The organism is Allobosea sp. CCNWLY174, assembly GCF_037120455.1.
Classification (GTDB): Bacteria; Pseudomonadota; Alphaproteobacteria; order Rhizobiales; family Beijerinckiaceae; genus Allobosea; species Allobosea lupini.
Genome location: NZ_JBBBBQ010000002.1, coordinates 406,068 through 422,338, shown reverse-complemented (window position 1 = coordinate 422,338; position 16,271 = coordinate 406,068). Strand labels below are relative to the sequence as shown.

Genomic DNA, 16,271 nt, shown 5'->3' with positions numbered 1-16,271 from the left:
GGGCGCTCTCTTACAAACGTTGGAACAGACAGGGATAATCCATGACGAGGCCGTCCTCGTCGACCGGAAGCTCGGCGGTGAAACTGCCATCGGCCGTCTCGAACCGGAAGAGCCTTGGCGCAAGGCAGGTATAGACCTGCTCGGTGGCGAAGGGCTCGAAGCTGTCGAACGGCACGAACAGCATGGCGATGCGCCGCTGCTGGCCAATCTCCCAGGCGAGACGACGGACCGGCAGCGTGTTGGTGAAGGGCGTGGCGGAGAGATCGATGTCGACGCAGCCGTCGAAAGCCGGCAGAAGGCCGCGCTCGCCGTCATGCCACGCGCCGTCTCGCCGGGTCATGGCGAGGCCACGGCCATCGGTCGTCGCGACCTCGAAAGAACGGACGGTGAAATCGGCATCGCAATCGATGCGATAACTCGCGCCGAAGCGGCTGCCATCGCGCTCGCCGACCACAGTGGCCTCGGCGCGAAGACCGTTCGCCTGCGCGCGCACCGTCAGATGTTCGAGCCCGTCGCCTTCCAATGCCCGCCAGCGGACACTGCGCCCGTCCGCAAGATCGGCGGGCGGGCGGAAGCTCATCGCGGCAGGATCGGCGGCAGCACGCCGGGAACGCCGCTCTTCAATACGATCACCGTCAGGACGACGGTCAGAACTGCGGTGACGATGCCGGTGAGCAGCAGGGCGCCGAAGCGCGGGGTTGAATTGACGCGCTGGCGCAGGGCCGAGAGCTCCTCGCGCAGGCCGGCGAAGTCCATGGTGCCGGCGGCGAGATCGACCTTCTGGGCGCTGCGCTCCAGCGAGGCCTCGGCGCGGGTCAGCACCGCCTCGTAGCGCGCGAACTTCTCTTCGATCCGGGCCGTCTTGTCCTCGATGCGCGAGAGCTGGTCGAGCTTGCGCGGATCGCTCGGCGCGAGCGGCTCGGCCGGCTTCGCGTCGGTGGCGCGCGCTGCGGCGATCTCGGCCATGCTCGGGGCCGGCGGCACGATGACGGTCTCAGGGGACGTGGTCGACGTGGCGACGGTCGGCTCGATCTTGTTCATTGCGCGGTCCGTTCCTCGGCAGTTTTAGGCGCAGCCGCGCCTGTCCGGCGCGGCTGCGAAGGGAGTGTGCGTCAGATCAGCTTCGCCATGGCGACGGCGGTGTCGCTCATGCGGTTCGAGAAGCCCCACTCGTTGTCGTACCAAGACAGGACGCGGACGAACTTCTCGTCCATGACCTTGGTCTGGTCGAGCGCAAAGGTCGACGAGGCCGGGTCGTGGTTGAAGTCGATCGAGACGTTGGGCTGGTCGGTGACGGCGAGGATGCCCTTCAGCGCGCCGCGCTTGCTCGCCTTGATGATGGCGTCGTTGATCTTCTCGACCGTGGTCTTGCGCTTCGAGATGAACTTGAAGTCGACGACCGAGACGTTCGGGGTCGGCACGCGGATCGAGGTGCCGTCGAGCCGGCCCTTGAGCTCGGGGATGACGAGGCCGATCGCCTTGGCGGCGCCGGTCGAGGTCGGGATCATCGACATCGCGGCGGCGCGGCCGCGATAGAGGTCCTTGTGCATCGTGTCCAGCGTCGGCTGGTCGCCGGTATAGGCATGGATCGTGGTCATGAAGCCCTTGTCGATGCCGACGGCGTCATGCAGGACCTTGACCACCGGCGCGAGGCAGTTGGTCGTGCAGGAGGCGTTCGAGACGACGATGTGGTCCTTGGTCAGGGCCTCGTTGTTGACGCCGTAGACCACGGTGAGGTCGGCGCCGTCGCAGGGGGCCGAGACCAGGACGCGCTTGGCGCCGGCGGCGAGATGGGCCGCCGCCTTGTCGCGGGTCGTGAAGATGCCGGTGCATTCCAGCGCGATGTCGACGCCGAGCGCCTTGTGCGGCAGGTCCTTGGGATCGCGGATCGCGGTGACCTTGATCGGGCCGCGGCCGACATCGATCGTGTCGCCGGAGACCGTGACCGTGCCGGGGAAGCGGCCGTGCACGGAATCGAAGCGGAAGAGATGGGCGTTGGTCTCGACCGGGCCGAGATCGTTGATCGCCACGACCTCGATGTCCTTGCGCTTCGACTCGATGATCGCGCGCAGCACGTTGCGCCCGATACGGCCGAAGCCGTTGATCGCCACCTTGACCGTCATCTCAATCCTCTCCTTCGCCGTTCACCGGCATGGGCCGGGCCATTCACGCGGGCAAATCGGCCAAACCATGGCGGAACGCAAGGGCAGGCCTTAAAAATTTGAGGTGGCTCAGCCGTTGTGACGCTTGATCGCCGCCTCGACCACCGCCTCCGGGGTGATGCCGAAATGCTTGTAGACCTCCTTGTAGGGGCCGCTCGCCCCGAAGGAGGACATGCCGACGAAGCCGCCGTCAGTGCCGATCACGCCATCCCAGCCGAAGCGCACGGCCGCCTCGACCGCAATCTTGATCGGGGCATCGCCGATGATCGCGGTCCGGGTAGCCTCGTCCTGCTCAAGCAGTGCTTCCAGCGAGGGCACCGAGACGACTCGGGCGCGCATGCCCTTGTCGGCCAGGAGCTTGCGGGCAGCGACCGCGATCTCGACCTCGGAGCCCGAGGCGAAGAGCGAGACCTGCGCCTTGCCACCCTCAGCCGCCAGCAACTCGTAGGCGCCCTTGGCCGAACGGTTCGTCGCGGTGCCGTCGGTACGGACCGGCGCCAGGTTCTGGCGCGACAGCGCCAGCACCGTCGGGCCGTCGGTGCGCTCCAGCGCGATCTGCCAGGCTTCGGCCGTCTCGATCGCATCGGCGGGACGCAGCACGCGCATGTTCGGCATGGCGCGCAAGCTGGCGATCTGCTCGACCGGCTGGTGGGTCGGACCGTCCTCGCCGAGGCCGATCGAATCATGGGTCATGACATAGACGACCGGCAGGCCCATCAGCGCGGCGAGCCGCATCGAGGGACGGGCATAGTCGGCGAAGACCAGGAAGGTGCCCCCGGCGGTGCGGAAGCCGCCATGCAGGGTGATGCCGTTCATCGCCGCCGCCATGCCGTGCTCGCGGATGCCGTAGCGGACATAGCGGCCCTTCGGGGTCTTCGGCGTGAAGTCCTCGAAGCCCTTGGCGCGGGTGTTGTTGGAGGGCGTCAGGTCGGCCGAGCCTGAGACCAGCTCCGGCATCACGGGCACGATCACGTCCAGCGCCAGTTCCGAAGCCTTGCGGGTCGCGACGGTCACCGGGTTCGCAGCCAGCGCCTTCTTGTGGGCGACCAGCGTCTTGGCAAGCTTGGCCGGCACGGCGTGGTTCAGGCGGCGCTCGAACTCGCCGCGCTTGCGCTCGGACAGCGCCGCGAGGCGTGTATTCCAGTCCTTGCGCTCGGCGAAGCCGGTGGCGCCGAAACCGCGCCAGGCCTTGAGCACGTCGGCCGCGACCTCGAACGGCCCGCCGGTGATGCCGAGCGCCTTCTTGGCAGCGGCGAGTTCCTCGGCGCCGAGCGGCTCGCCATGCGCCTTGGATGTGCCGGCCTTCTTCGGCGCGCCGAATCCGATCACGGTCTTGCAGGCGATCAGCGTCGGCTTGTTCGACTTCTGGGCGCGACGAACCGCAGCCTCGATCGCGTCGGGATCATGCCCGTCGACGCGCTCGGCCTTCCAGCCGCAAGCCTTGAAGCGGGCGATCTGGTCGACCGAGTCGGAGATCGAGAGCGGGCCGTCGATCGAGATGCCGTTATCGTCCCAGAGCACGATCAGCTTGTTGAGCTTCTGATGGCCGGCGAGCGCGATCGCCTCCTGGCTGATGCCTTCCATCAGGTCGCCGTCGGAGGCGAGGACATAGGTCCTGTGGTCGACCAGCTTCTTGCCGAACTCGGCGGCGAGCATGCGCTCGGCCATCGCCATGCCGACGGCGGTGGCGAGACCCTGGCCGAGCGGGCCGGTCGTGGTCTCGACGCCGGCGGTCATGAAGTTCTCGGGATGGCCCGGCGTCTTCGATTCGAGCTGGCGGAACTTCTTGAGGTCGTCGAGCTCCATGCCGGGCGTGCCGGTGAGATAGAGCAGCGCGTAGATCAGCATCGAGCCATGGCCGGCCGAGAGCACGAAACGGTCGCGATCGGGCCAACGCGGCTCGGCCGCATCGTATTTCAGGATGCGGGTGAACAGCACGGTCGCGACGTCGGCCGCGCCCATCGGCAGGCCGGGATGGCCGGACTTGGCCTGCTCGACGCCGTCCATGGCGAGGGAGCGGATGGCGTTGGCGAGCCGCTCGTGCTGGGCGCGGTCGATCGCAGGCGTCGTCATGGAGTCTCTCCGGCAAGTGCGGAACGAGGCTCGCGCCGAAGCTGGCCGGCGACGAGCAGCGAACTCTTGAGAAAAAGGTCGCGCGTTCGATAGGCCGCCCGCTCAAGCGGAGTCAATTCGCCTGCAAGGACGCAGATATCGAGTTTTCCCCACGCTTCGCTCGGACCGCACCGGCCAAAGCGCTTTCCACGGAGATATTTGTTAATCTACGCTTCCGAATCGGATGAGCCGGCTTCCCCGGCACGCAAAGGAAGAAGCGTGGCGTCTCCAGCACTGGATCACGCCCTGTCGCGCCTCGAAGGCGCGCTCGGCCAGCTCGAAGCAGCCGCTCGCAGGCGGCTCGAGGTCGAGCGTGGCCGCGCAAACCTCGAAACCGAGCTTACCCTGATGCAGGACGATCGCGCCCGCCTCGCCGTCGAACTCGACGGCGCCATGGCCCGGATCGGCCAGGTCGAGGGCGTCGCGCAGGAGGTCGACCGCAAGCTCGACCGCGCCATGACGGCGCTTGCCGAAGTGATCGCCCGCGTCGAGGCCCAACCCGACGAAGAAGCCGAGCAGGACGCCTGATGTCCCAGGTCAACGTCACCATCTCAGGCAAGGCCTATCGCATGGCATGCGGCGATGGCGAGGAGCCGCATCTGGAGGCGCTCGCTCAGCTCTATGACGGCAAGATCGAGGAGATGCGCCAGGCCTTCGGGGAGATCGGCGACATGCGCCTGCACGTCATGGCAGCGCTGATGGTCGCCGACGAGGTCACCGAGCTGAAGAGGAAGGTCGAGACGCTCGAAGGTCGCCTCCATTCGCTGCAGGGCGATGCCGGCTTCGCCGACCAGCGCGCCGGCGAGGTCGAGGAGAGGGCCGCCGCCGCCCTCGTCGCCGCGGCCGAGCGCATTGAGAGCGTGGCGAGGAGCCTGCTGCCCGGGCAGGTGGGGTAGGCGGCGAACTCCGGCACGCCGTCATGCTCGCCCTTGTAGCGAGCATCCACGTCTTGAACGCTGTGCTTCCCCAATGAAGACGTGGATGGCAGGGACAAGCCCGACCATGACGGGAAAGCGAGCCCTTCGTGCGCCCCGCCTTTGCAATTCCTCAATCATCCCCGACTGACGCTTCCAGACGGAAGCGAATCGATGAAGGCGGCGGCTATGGGTGACAGGGTTCGGGTGGCGATTCTCCTCGGCGGCAGGTCCTCCGAGCACGAGGTCTCGCTGATGTCCGCGACCAATGTGGTCAAGGCGATCGACAAGGCGAAATACGACGTCGTGCCGATCCTGATCACCAGGGCGGGCGCATGGCGCGAGCTCGAATTGCAGAACGGCGTTCTGCCCGATCCGATCCCGCAGGACGGCGCCGAGCTCTGCCTGCTGCCGGGCGGGAACGGGCGCCTCCTGCGCCTGCAGGACGGCGCCGCGCCGCAAACCTTGCCGAAGATCGACGTGCTCTTCCCGGTTCTGCATGGCCTCGATGGCGAGGACGGCTCGGTCCAGGGGCTGGCCCAGGTTGCCGGCATCCCGCTCGCCGGCTGCGGCATCGTCGGCTCGGCCAATGCGCTCGACAAGGACATCGCCAAGCGGCTGCTGCGCGAGGCTGGCCTGAGCGTCGCCCGCTCGCTCACCGTTCGCCGGGGCGAGGCGCTCGGCTTCGAAGAGGCCAGCGCCGCGCTCGGCCTGCCGCTGTTCGTCAAGCCCGCGCGCCAGGGCTCCTCGGTCGGCGTCAGCAAGGCGACGGATGCCGAGAGCTTTGCAGCGGCCCTCTCCGAGGCCTTCCGGCACGACCGTGTGGTGCTGGTCGAGGAGTTCATCGCCGGCCGCGAGATCGAGCTCAGCGTGCTGGAGCAGGCCGATGGCGAGACCATCGTCTCGCTGCCCGGCGAGATCGTCGCGGCCGCGAGCCACGGCTTTTACACCTACGAGGCCAAATATCTCGACGAGGACGGCGCCCGCGTCGAGGTTCCCGCCCATCTGCCGGAGGAAACGATCGCCAACCTGCAGGAACTGGCGAAGCGCGCCTTCCATGCGCTCGGCTGCGACGGCATGGCCCGCGTTGACTTCTTCCTGCGCCCGGACGGCAGCGCGCTGGTCAACGAGATCAACACCATCCCCGGCTTCACCGACATCAGCATGTTCCCGAAGGCGCTCGCCGCCAGCGGCATCGCCTATCCCGACCTGATCGACCGGGTGATCCGGCATGGGATCGCGCGGGGGGCCTGATCCGGCAGGCGCTCGGAGGTCGCGCTACCCCGCGATGGGCTGAACCGGCTCGGGTGAAAAGCTCAGCCCGCGCGGTGTCGCGCGGTCGACCACCAGCCGCAACAGATCCGGCCGCGAATAGTGGCCGGCGGCGTCGACGGCCGATTTGGCCGCCAGTACGGCCTCCATACTGCCTTCCGCGAGCAAAATCGTCTCGCCTCGCGCCGGCCCGGCGATGACCTCGCCGCGCGGGTCGATGATGTAGCTCTCGCCGGTATGCTCATAGGTAGACAGTTCGCGATACCGGTTCGGCACGTGCTCGGTCAGCCTGATTCCGGCTGCTGCGATCACATAGCAGGCAGCTTGCGACGCAAAGGCCCGTGACAACAGGAGCTGCCGCGGCCAGACGCTGTCGGGATGCGCTGGCGCCGGATCAACCTCTCGCCCGGGCCAGGCGGCGACATGCACCTGCGTTCCCTGCGCGGCGAGCGCGTAGGTCGGCAGGATGATGTTGTGCTCCCAGCAGTTCAGGCCGCTGATCCGGGCATAGGGCCGCTGATAGGCTTGCAGGCCGCGAGCATCGCCGTCGCCCCAGACCGCCCGCTCGACATGCGTCGGCTTGAGTTTGCGGTGCCGCCCAAGAATCGCGCCGTCCCGGCCAATGAAGAGAAGCGTGCAATAGACGGTGCCGAGCGTCGCGGTATCGCGCTCGACGATGCCGATCACGACGTCGACCCTGCCCTTTTTCGCAGCGGCGCACAGCTTGTCCGTGGTCGGGCTCGGCACCTCGACGGCGCTGGCATGGTATTCCGCCATGGCCTGCCAGCTCAGCGGCTGGAAGGTGGAGTCGACGAAGAACGGGTAGCCGGGAAGCCAGCTCTCGCCGAATGCGACGATCGTCGCACCGGCGGCTGCGGCCTCGCCGATCAGCCGGCAGGCCTTCCGCGTGGCGCCGTCCCGATCGAACAGCACATGAGCGGCCTGGACCGCGGCGAGCGTGAAGCGTCCTTCGACCGGCATTGCCACCTCCTGCCCCGCGTCAGCTGCACCTGAGCCATGGAAAGCATCATGAAAACAAGCTTTGCATAAGGAAAGCTTGGAATTATTATGCAGGACATAAAGGATTTTTATTCAGACATCGCATGCCGCGAAACCTCGATATCGCGCTCCTGCGGACCTTCGACGCCATCGTCGACGCGGGCAGCATCACCGGCGCCGCGCGCCTCCTGCATCTGACGCAGGCTGCGGCGAGTCTGCAGTTGAAGCGGCTCGAGAGCGTGTTCCGTTGCCAGCTGATCGAACGCGGCCGCCGGCCACTGCGCCTGACCCCGCAGGGCGAAAGACTGCTGGCACAGGCGCGAAGGCTACTGCGCAGCAATGACGACGTCTGGGCGGCGATGAACGCGCCGGAATTCGCGGGAGACGTCCGGCTCGGCATGCCTTCCGATCTCGTGCGTCCCTACGGCACACCGGTTCTGCGTCGCTTCGGCCGGGCCCATCCGCGCGTGCGGGTCTCGATCGTCTGCGACACGACCGGCCGCCTGCTCGACATGCTCGGTCGCGGCGAGATCGATCTGACCATGGCCGTCCAGACCGACTGCGCTCAACATGGCGAGACCTTGCGGACCGATCCCCTCGTTTGGGTGGGCTCGCGCGATGGCGATGCCTTCTGGCGCGATCCGTTGCCCATTGCGACGGGCGACGATACCTGCCCGCATCGTCCCGTGGCTCTCAAGGCGTTGGCCGAGGCCGGCCGCGACTGGCGTTTCATCTGCGAAGTCAGCAGCTTCGAGCCGATCTGCGCCACCGTCGAAGCCGACATGGCGGTCTCGCCCATGCTGGCCTCCACTGTGCCGGACAGCCTGCGCATTCTCGACGATGCCAGCGGCCTGCCGCGCCTCAGCGCCTTCTCGATCAATCTGTATTGCCGCAGATCGGCCATGTCCGAGGTTGCCGAAGAGCTGGCGCGTCATATTCGTGCACAGCTTTCGGCATGATAGACACTGGCTCCGCCCATGCCGCGCTTGAACGCCACTGGCACTTTGCCGGCGCGTATCCTACATTGGCGCGGCGGGGCTGCCTGGTGCGTGCGAGTCATGTATTCCCGGGCCCATACGACTCCCTAGGGAGCTGTCCCTGACCGGGTCCCTGGACCCGGACACACGGCGCCCACCTACTTTGTAGGTGTCCCGGGATCGAAATCTCCACGGCCGAGGTGGCTCCGCACCCCATGACCGACAGCGTGTCTATCGCCCCCTCCCCGCGCAAGGCCGCGCTGCGCGCCGAGGCGCTCGCCCGGCGCGACGCGCTCGAACTCGACGACCGCCTGCTCTGGGACGAGGCCATCGTCGCACGTGTGCTGGCGCTGCCGGTCGTCACGCAGGGGCCGATCTCCGCCTATTGGCCGATGCGCTCCGAGGCCGATCCGCGCCCGATCCTGGAGGCCCTGCACGAGCGCGGCCTGCTGCTCTGCCTGCCGGCGATCGTCGAGAAGCGCATGCATTTCCGGCGCTGGGCGCCGTGGGAGCCGATCGTGCCCGGCGGCTTCGGCACGCTGGTACCGGCGCCCGAGCAGCCCGAAGTAAAGCCCGCCATCCTGATCGTCCCGCTCGCTGCCTTCGACCGGCGCGGCTACCGGATCGGCTACGGCAAGGGCTATTACGACCGCGCCATCACCGAGCTGGAACCGGCCCTGACCGTCGGCATCGCCTATGCGGCGCAGGAAATCGCGGAAGTGCCAGCCGAGCCGCATGATCGCCGCCTCGACTGGGTCGTCACACAGGACGAGACGATCCGCTGCGGTTGATTTCGCCGCGGCGATCACGTCATTAGCGGCTGCGCCTTTCCTTCAAGACGCTGCCGTCCCGCCGTGTTTTCTCAAAGCCGCACAATCGTACCGCGCGGCCTGGGAAGAGCCGGGACGGCCGTCTTGCGTGGAGATGCGAAATAACGGGCCGTGATGCACGGCCCAAGCGTTGGATCGTGACATGCGTCTGCTCTTTCTCGGTGACATCGTCGGGCGCGCCGGACGCCTCGCCGTCCAGGATCGCCTCCCCGGGCTGCGCGAGCGCTGGAAGCTCGACTGCGTCGTCATCAACGGCGAGAACGCCGCCGGCGGCTTCGGCATCACCGAGACGATCTGCGACGAGACGCTGGCCGCCGGCGCCGATGTCGTCACGCTCGGCAACCATTCCTGGGACCAGCGCGAGGCGCTGGTCTTCATCGAGCGCCAGCCGCGCCTGATCCGTCCGGCGAACTATCCGCCCGGCACGCCCGGCCGCGGCGCGACCGTGATCGAGGCGCGCAACGGCGCCCGCGTGCTCGTCGTCAACGTCATGGGCCGCCTGTTCATGGACGCGCTCGACGATCCCTTCGCCGCGCTGGAGCGCGAGCTCGCCGCCTGCCCGCTCGGGGACGCCGCCGACGCCGTCATCGTCGACGTCCATGCCGAGGCCACCAGCGAGAAGCTCGCCATGGCCTACTATCTCGACGGCCGCGCCAGCCTCGTCGTCGGCACCCACACCCATGTCCCGACGTCGGACACGCGCGTGCTGCCGGCCGGCACCGCCTACCAGACCGATGCCGGCATGTGCGGCGACTACGAGTCGATCCTCGGCATGCAGAAGGAGGAGGCGATCCGCCGCTTCCTGCAGAAGACGCCGGGGTCGCGGCTGGAGCCGGCGCTCGGCGAAGGCACGCTCTCGGGCATCGCGGTCGAGACCGACGACCGCACCGGCCTCGCCAAGGCGGCCTGGCCGGTGCGCCTGGGCGCTACGCTCACTGAGACCTGGCCGACCGCCTGGGACGAATAGACCGGCCGATGTCGCAGCTGTTCTCTGCCTTCGTCGCCGTCTTCGTCGGCTACGCGGCCTCGGTCGCGGTGATCCTTGCCGCCGCACAGGCGGTCGGCGCGACGCCGGGACAAACCGTCTCCTGGCTCGCTGGGCTCGCCATCGCCAAGGGGCTGTCCAGCTTCATCCTGTCCTGGCGGCATCGCATGCCGATCATCTGCGCCTGGTCGACGCCCGGTGCGGCGCTGATCGCCGCGGTGAGCGGCGTCGACATGGCCTCGGCCGTCGGCGCCTTCCTCGCCGCCGCCGTGCTGATGATGACGACCGCCGCTTTCCGCCCGCTCGGAGCGCTGGTCGAGCGTATCCCGATGAGCATCGCCGCGGCCATGCTCGCCGGCGTGATCTTCCGCTTCGTCGTCGCCGTCTTCGACGAGATGCGCCTGCAGCCGGCTTTGGTGCTGACGCTGCTCATGGTCTTCCTGCTGGCGCGGTTGTGGAACCCCTTCCTCGGCGTCATCGCGGCGCTCGGCGCCGGGCTCGCCCTCGCCTTCGCCACCGGCACGGCGACACTGCCCGCCGGCCCCGTCGCGCTGACGCATGTCGAGCTGATCGTCCCGCATCTCGATCTCACGGCCATCGTCGGCATCGGCATCCCGCTCTATCTCGTCACCATGGCGGCGCAGAACCTGCCGGGTTTTGCCGTGCTGCGCGCCTCCGGCTACCAGCCGCCGACGGCGTCCTGCCTGTTCGTCACCGGGTTGATGTCGTTCCTGACCGCCCCGACCGGCGCTCATATGGTCAACATGGCGGCGATCAGCGCCTCGATCTGCACCGGCGCCGACACGCATCCCGATCCGAAGGAGCGCTGGAAGGCCGGGGTCTGGTACGCTTTGCTCTGGCTCGTTGTCGCCGCAACATCCGGCCTGCTGCTGGCGCTAATCCTCGCCATGCCGAAGGCGCTGATCGTCGCGGTCGCCGGCCTCGGCCTCGTCGGCTCGCTCACCGGCGCACTCAGCCAAGCAATGGGCAGCGACAAGGGCCGCTTCGCCGCGGTCGTCACCTTCGCCGTCGCGGCCTCCAGCCTGTCGCTGTTCGGCGTCGGCTCCGCGTTCTGGAGCCTCGTCGCCGGGCTTATGGTCTTGACATTGGACCACGCCGCGGGCCGTTTGCGCGGACGATCATGAACACATCCGTCCCCCGCACCCGCCTGATGCTCGTCACGCCGCCGATCTCGGATCCCGGCGCCATCTCCTTTCGCCTGATGCAGGCCTTCGCCGGCGGCGATGTCGCCGCCGTGCTGCTGCGGCTCGCGCCCGGCGACGAGCGCAGCCTCACCGAACGGGTCAAGGCGCTGGCCCCGCCGGTGCAGGCGCAGAACGTCGCGCTGGTCGTCGAGGCCTCGGCCCAGGTCGCCAGCCGCGGCGGCGCCGACGGCGTCCATCTGACCGCGGGAGCCGAGGCGGTCGCCGAGGCGCGCTCCAGCCTGAAGCAGGAACGCATCATCGGCGCCGGGGGCTTGCGCTCGCGCCATGACGCCATGGATATCGGCGAGACCGGCGTCGACTACGTCATGTTCGGCGAGCCGCGGCCGGACGGCTCGCTGCCGGCGCTGCCGGCGGTGATCGAGCGCGCCTCCTGGTGGGCCGAGATCTTCGAGACCCCCTGCATCGCCTATTGCCCGGATGCGGAGTCGGTTCCGGCCCTGATCGAGACCGGCGCCGAATTCGTCGCGCTCGGCGAATGGGTCTTCGCCGAGGATGTCGACATCCGCGCCGCAGTCGCGCAGGCGGATGCCGCGATCGCAGCGCAGCACGCCCGCAGGATGGCGCGATGAGGCTTGCGCTCGCAGCGCTCGCCCTGATGGTCGCCCTCCCTGCCACTGCGGCGGAGCCGGACCTCGCCTACGGCGCCTATCAGGCCGGACACTACCGGAGAGCCCAGGACGAAGCCTTGAGGCGGCTCGAGGCCGATCCGAAGGACGCCGCGGCGATGACGCTGCTCGGCGAGATCTACCGGCAGGGGCTCGGGGTCCGCATCGATCCCAAGGCCGCCGCCGACTGGTATCGCCTCGCTGCCGACAAGGGCGACGTCAACGCGATCTTCGCCCTCGGCATGGCGATGCTGGAAGGCCGTGGTCTGGCGCGCGATCCGAAGGCCGGCGGCGTCCTGCTGGAGAAGGCCGCCGCCGCCGGGCATCCCGCCGCCAACTACAATCTCGCCCTCGCCTTGCTCGCGACCGGGCGGGCGCAGGACGACCAGCGCGCCATCGCCTGTCTCAGGATCGCGGCAGCCGCCGACCTTGCCGACGCCCAGCACGCGCTCGGCGTGCTCTACAAGATGGGCCGTGGCGTGGCGCAGGACGACGCTGTGGCGGCCGAATGGATGGGAAAGGCTGCCGCCAACGGCCTGATCGCCGGCGAGGTCGAGTATGCGATCATGCTGTTCAACGGCGACGGCGTGGCCAAGGACGAGCGTGCCGCGGCAAAGCTCTTCATCCGCGCCGCCAACAAGGGCAATGCCATCGCCCAGAACCGGCTGGCAAAGCTCTACCAGTTCGGCCGTGCCGTCCCGCCCGACCTTTCGGAGGCGGCCGCCTGGCACCTCGCGGCGCGCGCCCAGGGCCTTGCCGACGCCACGCTCGATCAGCTCCTGGAGCGGCTTTCGCCGGAGCAGCGCGAGCGCGCCGCGCGTCTTGCCGCCGACCGGATCGAGGCCACGGCCTTGACGACGCCGAGCCAACCGAGCAAGTGACGGCGAAATTGCCGGCGCGAAGTCGGCGCAGCTCCACCACCGCTCTTTGATAGTCTGTTCTCTTCTGCCGCGCGTCGCGCGCCTCGAGGTTTGTACAATGATCCGCTCCCCCCTGATGACCGTGATGACCGATGCCGTGATGAAGGCGTCGCGTTCGCTGAAGCGCGATTTCGGCGAGGTCGAGAACCTGCAGGTCCTGGCCAAGGGCCCGGGCGATTTCGTCTCCAAGGCCGACCACAAGGCCGAGGAGATCCTGCGCGCGGCGCTGGAGAAGGCCCGGCCCGGCTACGGCTTCGTCATGGAGGAGAGCGGCGTCGTCGCTGGCACCGACGAGAGCAATCGCTGGCATATCGACCCGCTCGACGGCACCCACAACTTCCTGCGCGGCATCCCGCACTGGAACATCTCGGTGGCTCTGGAGCGCGACAACCAGTTCATCGCCGGCGTGATCTACGACGCCGCCAAGGACGAGCTCTTCATCGCCGAGAAGGGCAAGGGCGCCTATGCCAACAACCGCCGCCTGCGCGTCTCCGGCCGGCGCGAATCGGCGGACATGCTGATCGGAATGGGCGTGCCGCATATCGGCAAGGGCGGCCATCCGCTCTTTCTGAAGGAGCTCGGCGCGGTGATGAGCCGCTTCGCCAATGTCCGCCGCATGGGCTCGGCCGCACTCGACATCGCCTATGTCGCCGCCGGCCGCATGGACGCCTATTGGGAACGCGGCCTCAACACCTGGGATTTCGGCGCCGGCGCGGTGATGGTGCGCGAGGCGGGCGGCACCTTCGGCACGCTCGACGGCAAGCAGCCGACCTCGGCCAAGGACGTGATCTGCGGCAACGAGGCCGGCGAGCCGGCGTTGCGCGCAGTCCTCAAGACGGTTCTTTGACGAAACCGAGGCCGTTTTCGGCTTGATCCTAGCGTGGCGGGAGGCGACAGTCGCCCGCGCTACGAAACCGGATCGGATGAGCAGGCATGGCCAATGACGAGGCGGCCCCGGAGGTCCCGCCGCTGGAGCCCCCAGCGACGAGCCCCAATCGGCCGCAGACGTTCCGCTTCTCCCGCCCGCTGCGCTATTTTCTCCGCGCGCTGGTCTTCCTCGCGCTGATCGGCTTCCTGATCTTCATCCTGCAGGCGGGCCTGCTCACCGCCTTCATGACCAATCCCGGGCTCAACGGCCTGATCGTCGGCGCGCTCGCAGTCGGCGTCCTCCTGTCGCTGCGCGAACTCTGGCGCGTCGACAGCGAGGCGCGCGCTGCTACCCGCCTCGCCGCAAATCCGGCTGGCGCGACGCTCCGGCGCAACCAGGTGATCAGCCCGCTTGCCCCCGTGCTGCCGGCGCTGGAACAGCGCAACCTCGCTCCCAGCCAGGCGACGAGCCTGCTCGAATCGATCGCGGTCCGGCTCGACGACGGGCGCGAGGTGCTGCGCTACCTTGCCGGACTGCTCGTCTTCCTCGGCCTGCTCGGGACCTTCTGGGGCCTGCTCGATACCGTCTCCTCGGTCGGCAACGTCATCAAGAGCCTGCGTACCGGCGCGGAAGCGGGCGTGCTCTTCGACGAGCTCAAGGCCGGCCTCGCCGCCCCGCTCGCCGGCATGGGCCTGTCTTTCTCGTCCTCGCTGTTCGGCATCGCCGGTTCGCTGATCCTCGGCTTCCTCGACCTGCAGGTCGGCCAGGGCCAGCGCCGTTTCCGCAACGAGATCGAGGGCTATCTCGGCACCGCCACGAGCCATTCCGCGACGACCCCGCTGGCGATGTCCCCCTCCGGCCCGACTGTCGCCGGCGACATCGTGGCCGAGCGCCTCGACAAGCTCCAGGCCGCCATGCAGGACGGCTCCAACAACCGCGCGGCGACCCAGGCGCTGGCCAATCTCGCCGAGGGCATCCAGGGTCTCGTCCAGCACATGCGCTCCGAGCAGCAACTGATCCGCGACTGGGTCGAGGCGCAGGCCGTGCGAGAGAAGGATCTGAAGCGCCTGATCGAGCGCCTCGCGGCCGAGCGGGTGAGCGAGTCGTGATGGCGCCGAGAAGGCGCTGTTCGAAAGGTGAATGATATCCGCGCTGGTCATCCCGGCCGGAGCGCAGCGTAGAGCCGGGATCTATTCCGGAGCCTAGCCGAAAGAGGTTCCGGAATGGATCCCGGGTCTCCCTCCGGTCGCCCGGGATGACCACGCAGCAGAGGAGTATCGGAGCCAATGGCCCTGTCGCGCTCGCATCGCCGGGAAGAGGTCAATTTCTGGCCGGGCTTCGTCGACGCGCTCTCGACGATGCTGATCGGCATCGTCTTCCTGCTCTCGGTCTTCGTCCTCGGCCAGTTCTTCCTGTCGCAGGAGATTTCCGGCCGCGACACGGTGCTCGACCGGCTGAACCGCCAGATCTCCGAACTCAGCGACCTGCTCGCCCTCGAGCGTTCGAGCGGCAAGGAGGCGAAGGATTCGCTCGCCTTGCTGCAGTCCTCGCTCGCCAGCGAGCAGGCCGAGCGCGCCCGCGTCCAGGGCCTGCTCGAGGGCGCCGCCCGCGCCAACGCGCCGACCCAACTCGCCGAGACGCAGAAGGCGCTCGACGCCGAGAAGCAGCTTTCCGCCAAGGCGCAGGCCACGGTCGAGCTGGTCAACCAGCAGATCGTCGCCATGCGTCGCCAGCTCGCGGCACTGGAGGAGGCGATCGGCGCCGCCGAGGCCAAGGACAAGGAATCGCAGGCGCGCATCTCCGAGCTCGGCTCGCGCCTCAACGTCGCGCTGGCCCAGCGCGTGCAGGAGCTGGCACGCTATCGCTCCGACTTCTTCGGTCGCCTGCGCCAGGTGCTCGGCACAAGGCCCGACATCCGTGTCGTCGGCGACCGCTTCGTCTTCCAGTCCGAGGTGTTCTTCGACGCCGGCCAGGCCGTGCTGAAGCCGGAAGGCCGCGGCGAGCTCGACAAGCTCGGGGCGATCATCGCCGATCTCGCCCGCGAGATGCCTCCGGACCTGCCCTGGATCCTGCGCGTCGACGGCCACACCGACAACCGGCCGATCCGCTCGCCGCAATTCCCGTCGAACTGGAGCCTGTCGACCGCGCGCGCCGTGGCAGTGGTCGAATACCTTGTCAGCAAGGGCATTCCCGCCGACCGTATCGCCGCGACCGGCTTCGGCGAGTTCCAGCCCCTCGACGTCGCCAACAATGACGACGCCTGGCGCCGCAACCGCAGGATCGAGTTCAAGATCACCGAACGGTGAACCGCAGGCTTGGCGGTGTACGCGACTCCGTCGCCACGCCCCGAACTTCGCGGCCTACACGAAACGGATGATGCGGCAACCGGCGGCATCGGTCC

Annotated in this window: 17 protein-coding genes and 1 other RNA gene; 13 read left to right on the top strand and 5 right to left on the bottom strand. The window is 68.3% G+C overall.

The features are described 5' to 3' along the window. Nucleotides 1–10: 10 nt before the first annotated feature. The 4 genes from V7S63_RS08790 to tkt all read right to left on the bottom strand — a co-directional run bounded on the left by V7S63_RS08790 (nucleotide 11) and on the right by tkt (nucleotide 4,235). A complete protein-coding gene (locus V7S63_RS08790; protein WP_336529947.1) occupies nucleotides 11–580 on the bottom strand; it encodes a putative glycolipid-binding domain-containing protein in 570 nt (189 codons plus the stop codon). Further along, on the bottom strand, nucleotides 577–1,041 hold the full coding sequence (locus V7S63_RS08785; RefSeq protein WP_091838948.1) for a hypothetical protein: 465 nt from the start codon (nucleotides 1,039–1,041) through the stop codon (nucleotides 577–579). Before V7S63_RS08785 ends, V7S63_RS08790 begins: the two co-directional genes overlap by 4 nt. 71 nt (nucleotides 1,042–1,112) lie before the next feature. Next, nucleotides 1,113–2,123: a type I glyceraldehyde-3-phosphate dehydrogenase gene (gap, locus tag V7S63_RS08780; protein WP_091838943.1), complete on the bottom strand. Its 1,011-nt coding sequence runs from the start codon at nucleotides 2,121–2,123 to the stop codon at nucleotides 1,113–1,115. A gap of 108 nt (nucleotides 2,124–2,231) precedes the next feature. Beyond that, nucleotides 2,232–4,235, bottom strand: coding sequence for a transketolase (tkt, locus tag V7S63_RS08775; protein ID WP_336529946.1), 2,004 nt, complete (start codon nucleotides 4,233–4,235; stop codon nucleotides 2,232–2,234). Nucleotides 4,236–4,493: 258 nt separating this feature from the next. Here tkt and V7S63_RS08770 point away from each other — a divergent pair, with 258 nt between their 5' ends. From V7S63_RS08770 to V7S63_RS08760, 3 genes are all read left to right on the top strand, one after another. Continuing rightward, nucleotides 4,494–4,802: a DUF4164 family protein gene (locus V7S63_RS08770; RefSeq protein ID WP_244543938.1), complete on the top strand. Its 309-nt coding sequence runs from the start codon at nucleotides 4,494–4,496 to the stop codon at nucleotides 4,800–4,802. Continuing rightward, a complete protein-coding gene (locus V7S63_RS08765) occupies nucleotides 4,802–5,170 on the top strand; it encodes a cell division protein ZapA (protein WP_336529945.1) in 369 nt (122 codons plus the stop codon). Before V7S63_RS08770 ends, V7S63_RS08765 begins: the two co-directional genes overlap by 1 nt. 192 nt (nucleotides 5,171–5,362) lie before the next feature. Next, entirely contained in the window at nucleotides 5,363–6,442 is a 1,080-nt protein-coding gene (locus V7S63_RS08760; RefSeq protein ID WP_336529944.1) for a D-alanine--D-alanine ligase family protein, read from the top strand. Nucleotides 6,443–6,466: 24 nt separating this feature from the next. Here V7S63_RS08760 and V7S63_RS08755 read toward each other — a convergent pair whose 3' ends face one another. Then, nucleotides 6,467–7,441, bottom strand: coding sequence for a carbon-nitrogen hydrolase family protein (locus tag V7S63_RS08755; RefSeq protein WP_336529943.1), 975 nt, complete (start codon nucleotides 7,439–7,441; stop codon nucleotides 6,467–6,469). On the opposite strand from V7S63_RS08755, the gene V7S63_RS08750 reads away from it, so the two are divergent. The 10 genes from V7S63_RS08750 (at nucleotide 7,441) to V7S63_RS08705 (ending at nucleotide 16,176) form a co-directional block, all read left to right on the top strand. After that, complete coding sequence (locus V7S63_RS08750; RefSeq protein WP_336529942.1) at nucleotides 7,441–8,418, top strand: LysR family transcriptional regulator; 978 nt, start codon at nucleotides 7,441–7,443, stop codon at nucleotides 8,416–8,418. The genes V7S63_RS08755 and V7S63_RS08750 overlap by 1 nt on opposite strands. Before the next feature lie 73 nt (nucleotides 8,419–8,491). Further along, nucleotides 8,492–8,647: non-coding RNA, 6S RNA (gene ssrS / locus V7S63_RS08745), on the top strand. 4 nt (nucleotides 8,648–8,651) lie between these two features. Beyond that, nucleotides 8,652–9,227: a 5-formyltetrahydrofolate cyclo-ligase gene (locus V7S63_RS08740; protein ID WP_336529941.1), complete on the top strand. Its 576-nt coding sequence runs from the start codon at nucleotides 8,652–8,654 to the stop codon at nucleotides 9,225–9,227. A gap of 181 nt (nucleotides 9,228–9,408) precedes the next feature. After that, nucleotides 9,409–10,233: a TIGR00282 family metallophosphoesterase gene (locus V7S63_RS08735; protein WP_336529940.1), complete on the top strand. Its 825-nt coding sequence runs from the start codon at nucleotides 9,409–9,411 to the stop codon at nucleotides 10,231–10,233. Nucleotides 10,234–10,241: 8 nt separating this feature from the next. Further along, on the top strand, nucleotides 10,242–11,396 hold the full coding sequence (locus tag V7S63_RS08730) for a benzoate/H(+) symporter BenE family transporter (protein ID WP_091838911.1): 1,155 nt from the start codon (nucleotides 10,242–10,244) through the stop codon (nucleotides 11,394–11,396). Then, on the top strand, nucleotides 11,393–12,046 hold the full coding sequence (locus tag V7S63_RS08725) for a thiamine phosphate synthase (protein ID WP_336529939.1): 654 nt from the start codon (nucleotides 11,393–11,395) through the stop codon (nucleotides 12,044–12,046). Before V7S63_RS08730 ends, V7S63_RS08725 begins: the two co-directional genes overlap by 4 nt. Next, on the top strand, nucleotides 12,043–12,963 hold the full coding sequence (locus tag V7S63_RS08720) for a tetratricopeptide repeat protein (RefSeq protein ID WP_336529938.1): 921 nt from the start codon (nucleotides 12,043–12,045) through the stop codon (nucleotides 12,961–12,963). Before V7S63_RS08725 ends, V7S63_RS08720 begins: the two co-directional genes overlap by 4 nt. Nucleotides 12,964–13,060: 97 nt before the next feature. Beyond that, nucleotides 13,061–13,849, top strand: coding sequence for an inositol monophosphatase family protein (locus V7S63_RS08715; protein WP_091838901.1), 789 nt, complete (start codon nucleotides 13,061–13,063; stop codon nucleotides 13,847–13,849). An 86-nt stretch (nucleotides 13,850–13,935) separates the two neighbouring features. After that, nucleotides 13,936–14,979 carry a flagellar motor protein MotA gene (locus V7S63_RS08710; protein ID WP_336529937.1) on the top strand — a complete coding sequence of 348 codons (1,044 nt, stop codon included), beginning with the start codon at nucleotides 13,936–13,938 and terminating at the stop codon, nucleotides 14,977–14,979. Between the two features lie 177 nt (nucleotides 14,980–15,156). Next, complete coding sequence (locus V7S63_RS08705; RefSeq protein WP_336529936.1) at nucleotides 15,157–16,176, top strand: peptidoglycan -binding protein; 1,020 nt, start codon at nucleotides 15,157–15,159, stop codon at nucleotides 16,174–16,176. The last annotated feature ends 95 nt before the right edge of the window (nucleotides 16,177–16,271 follow it).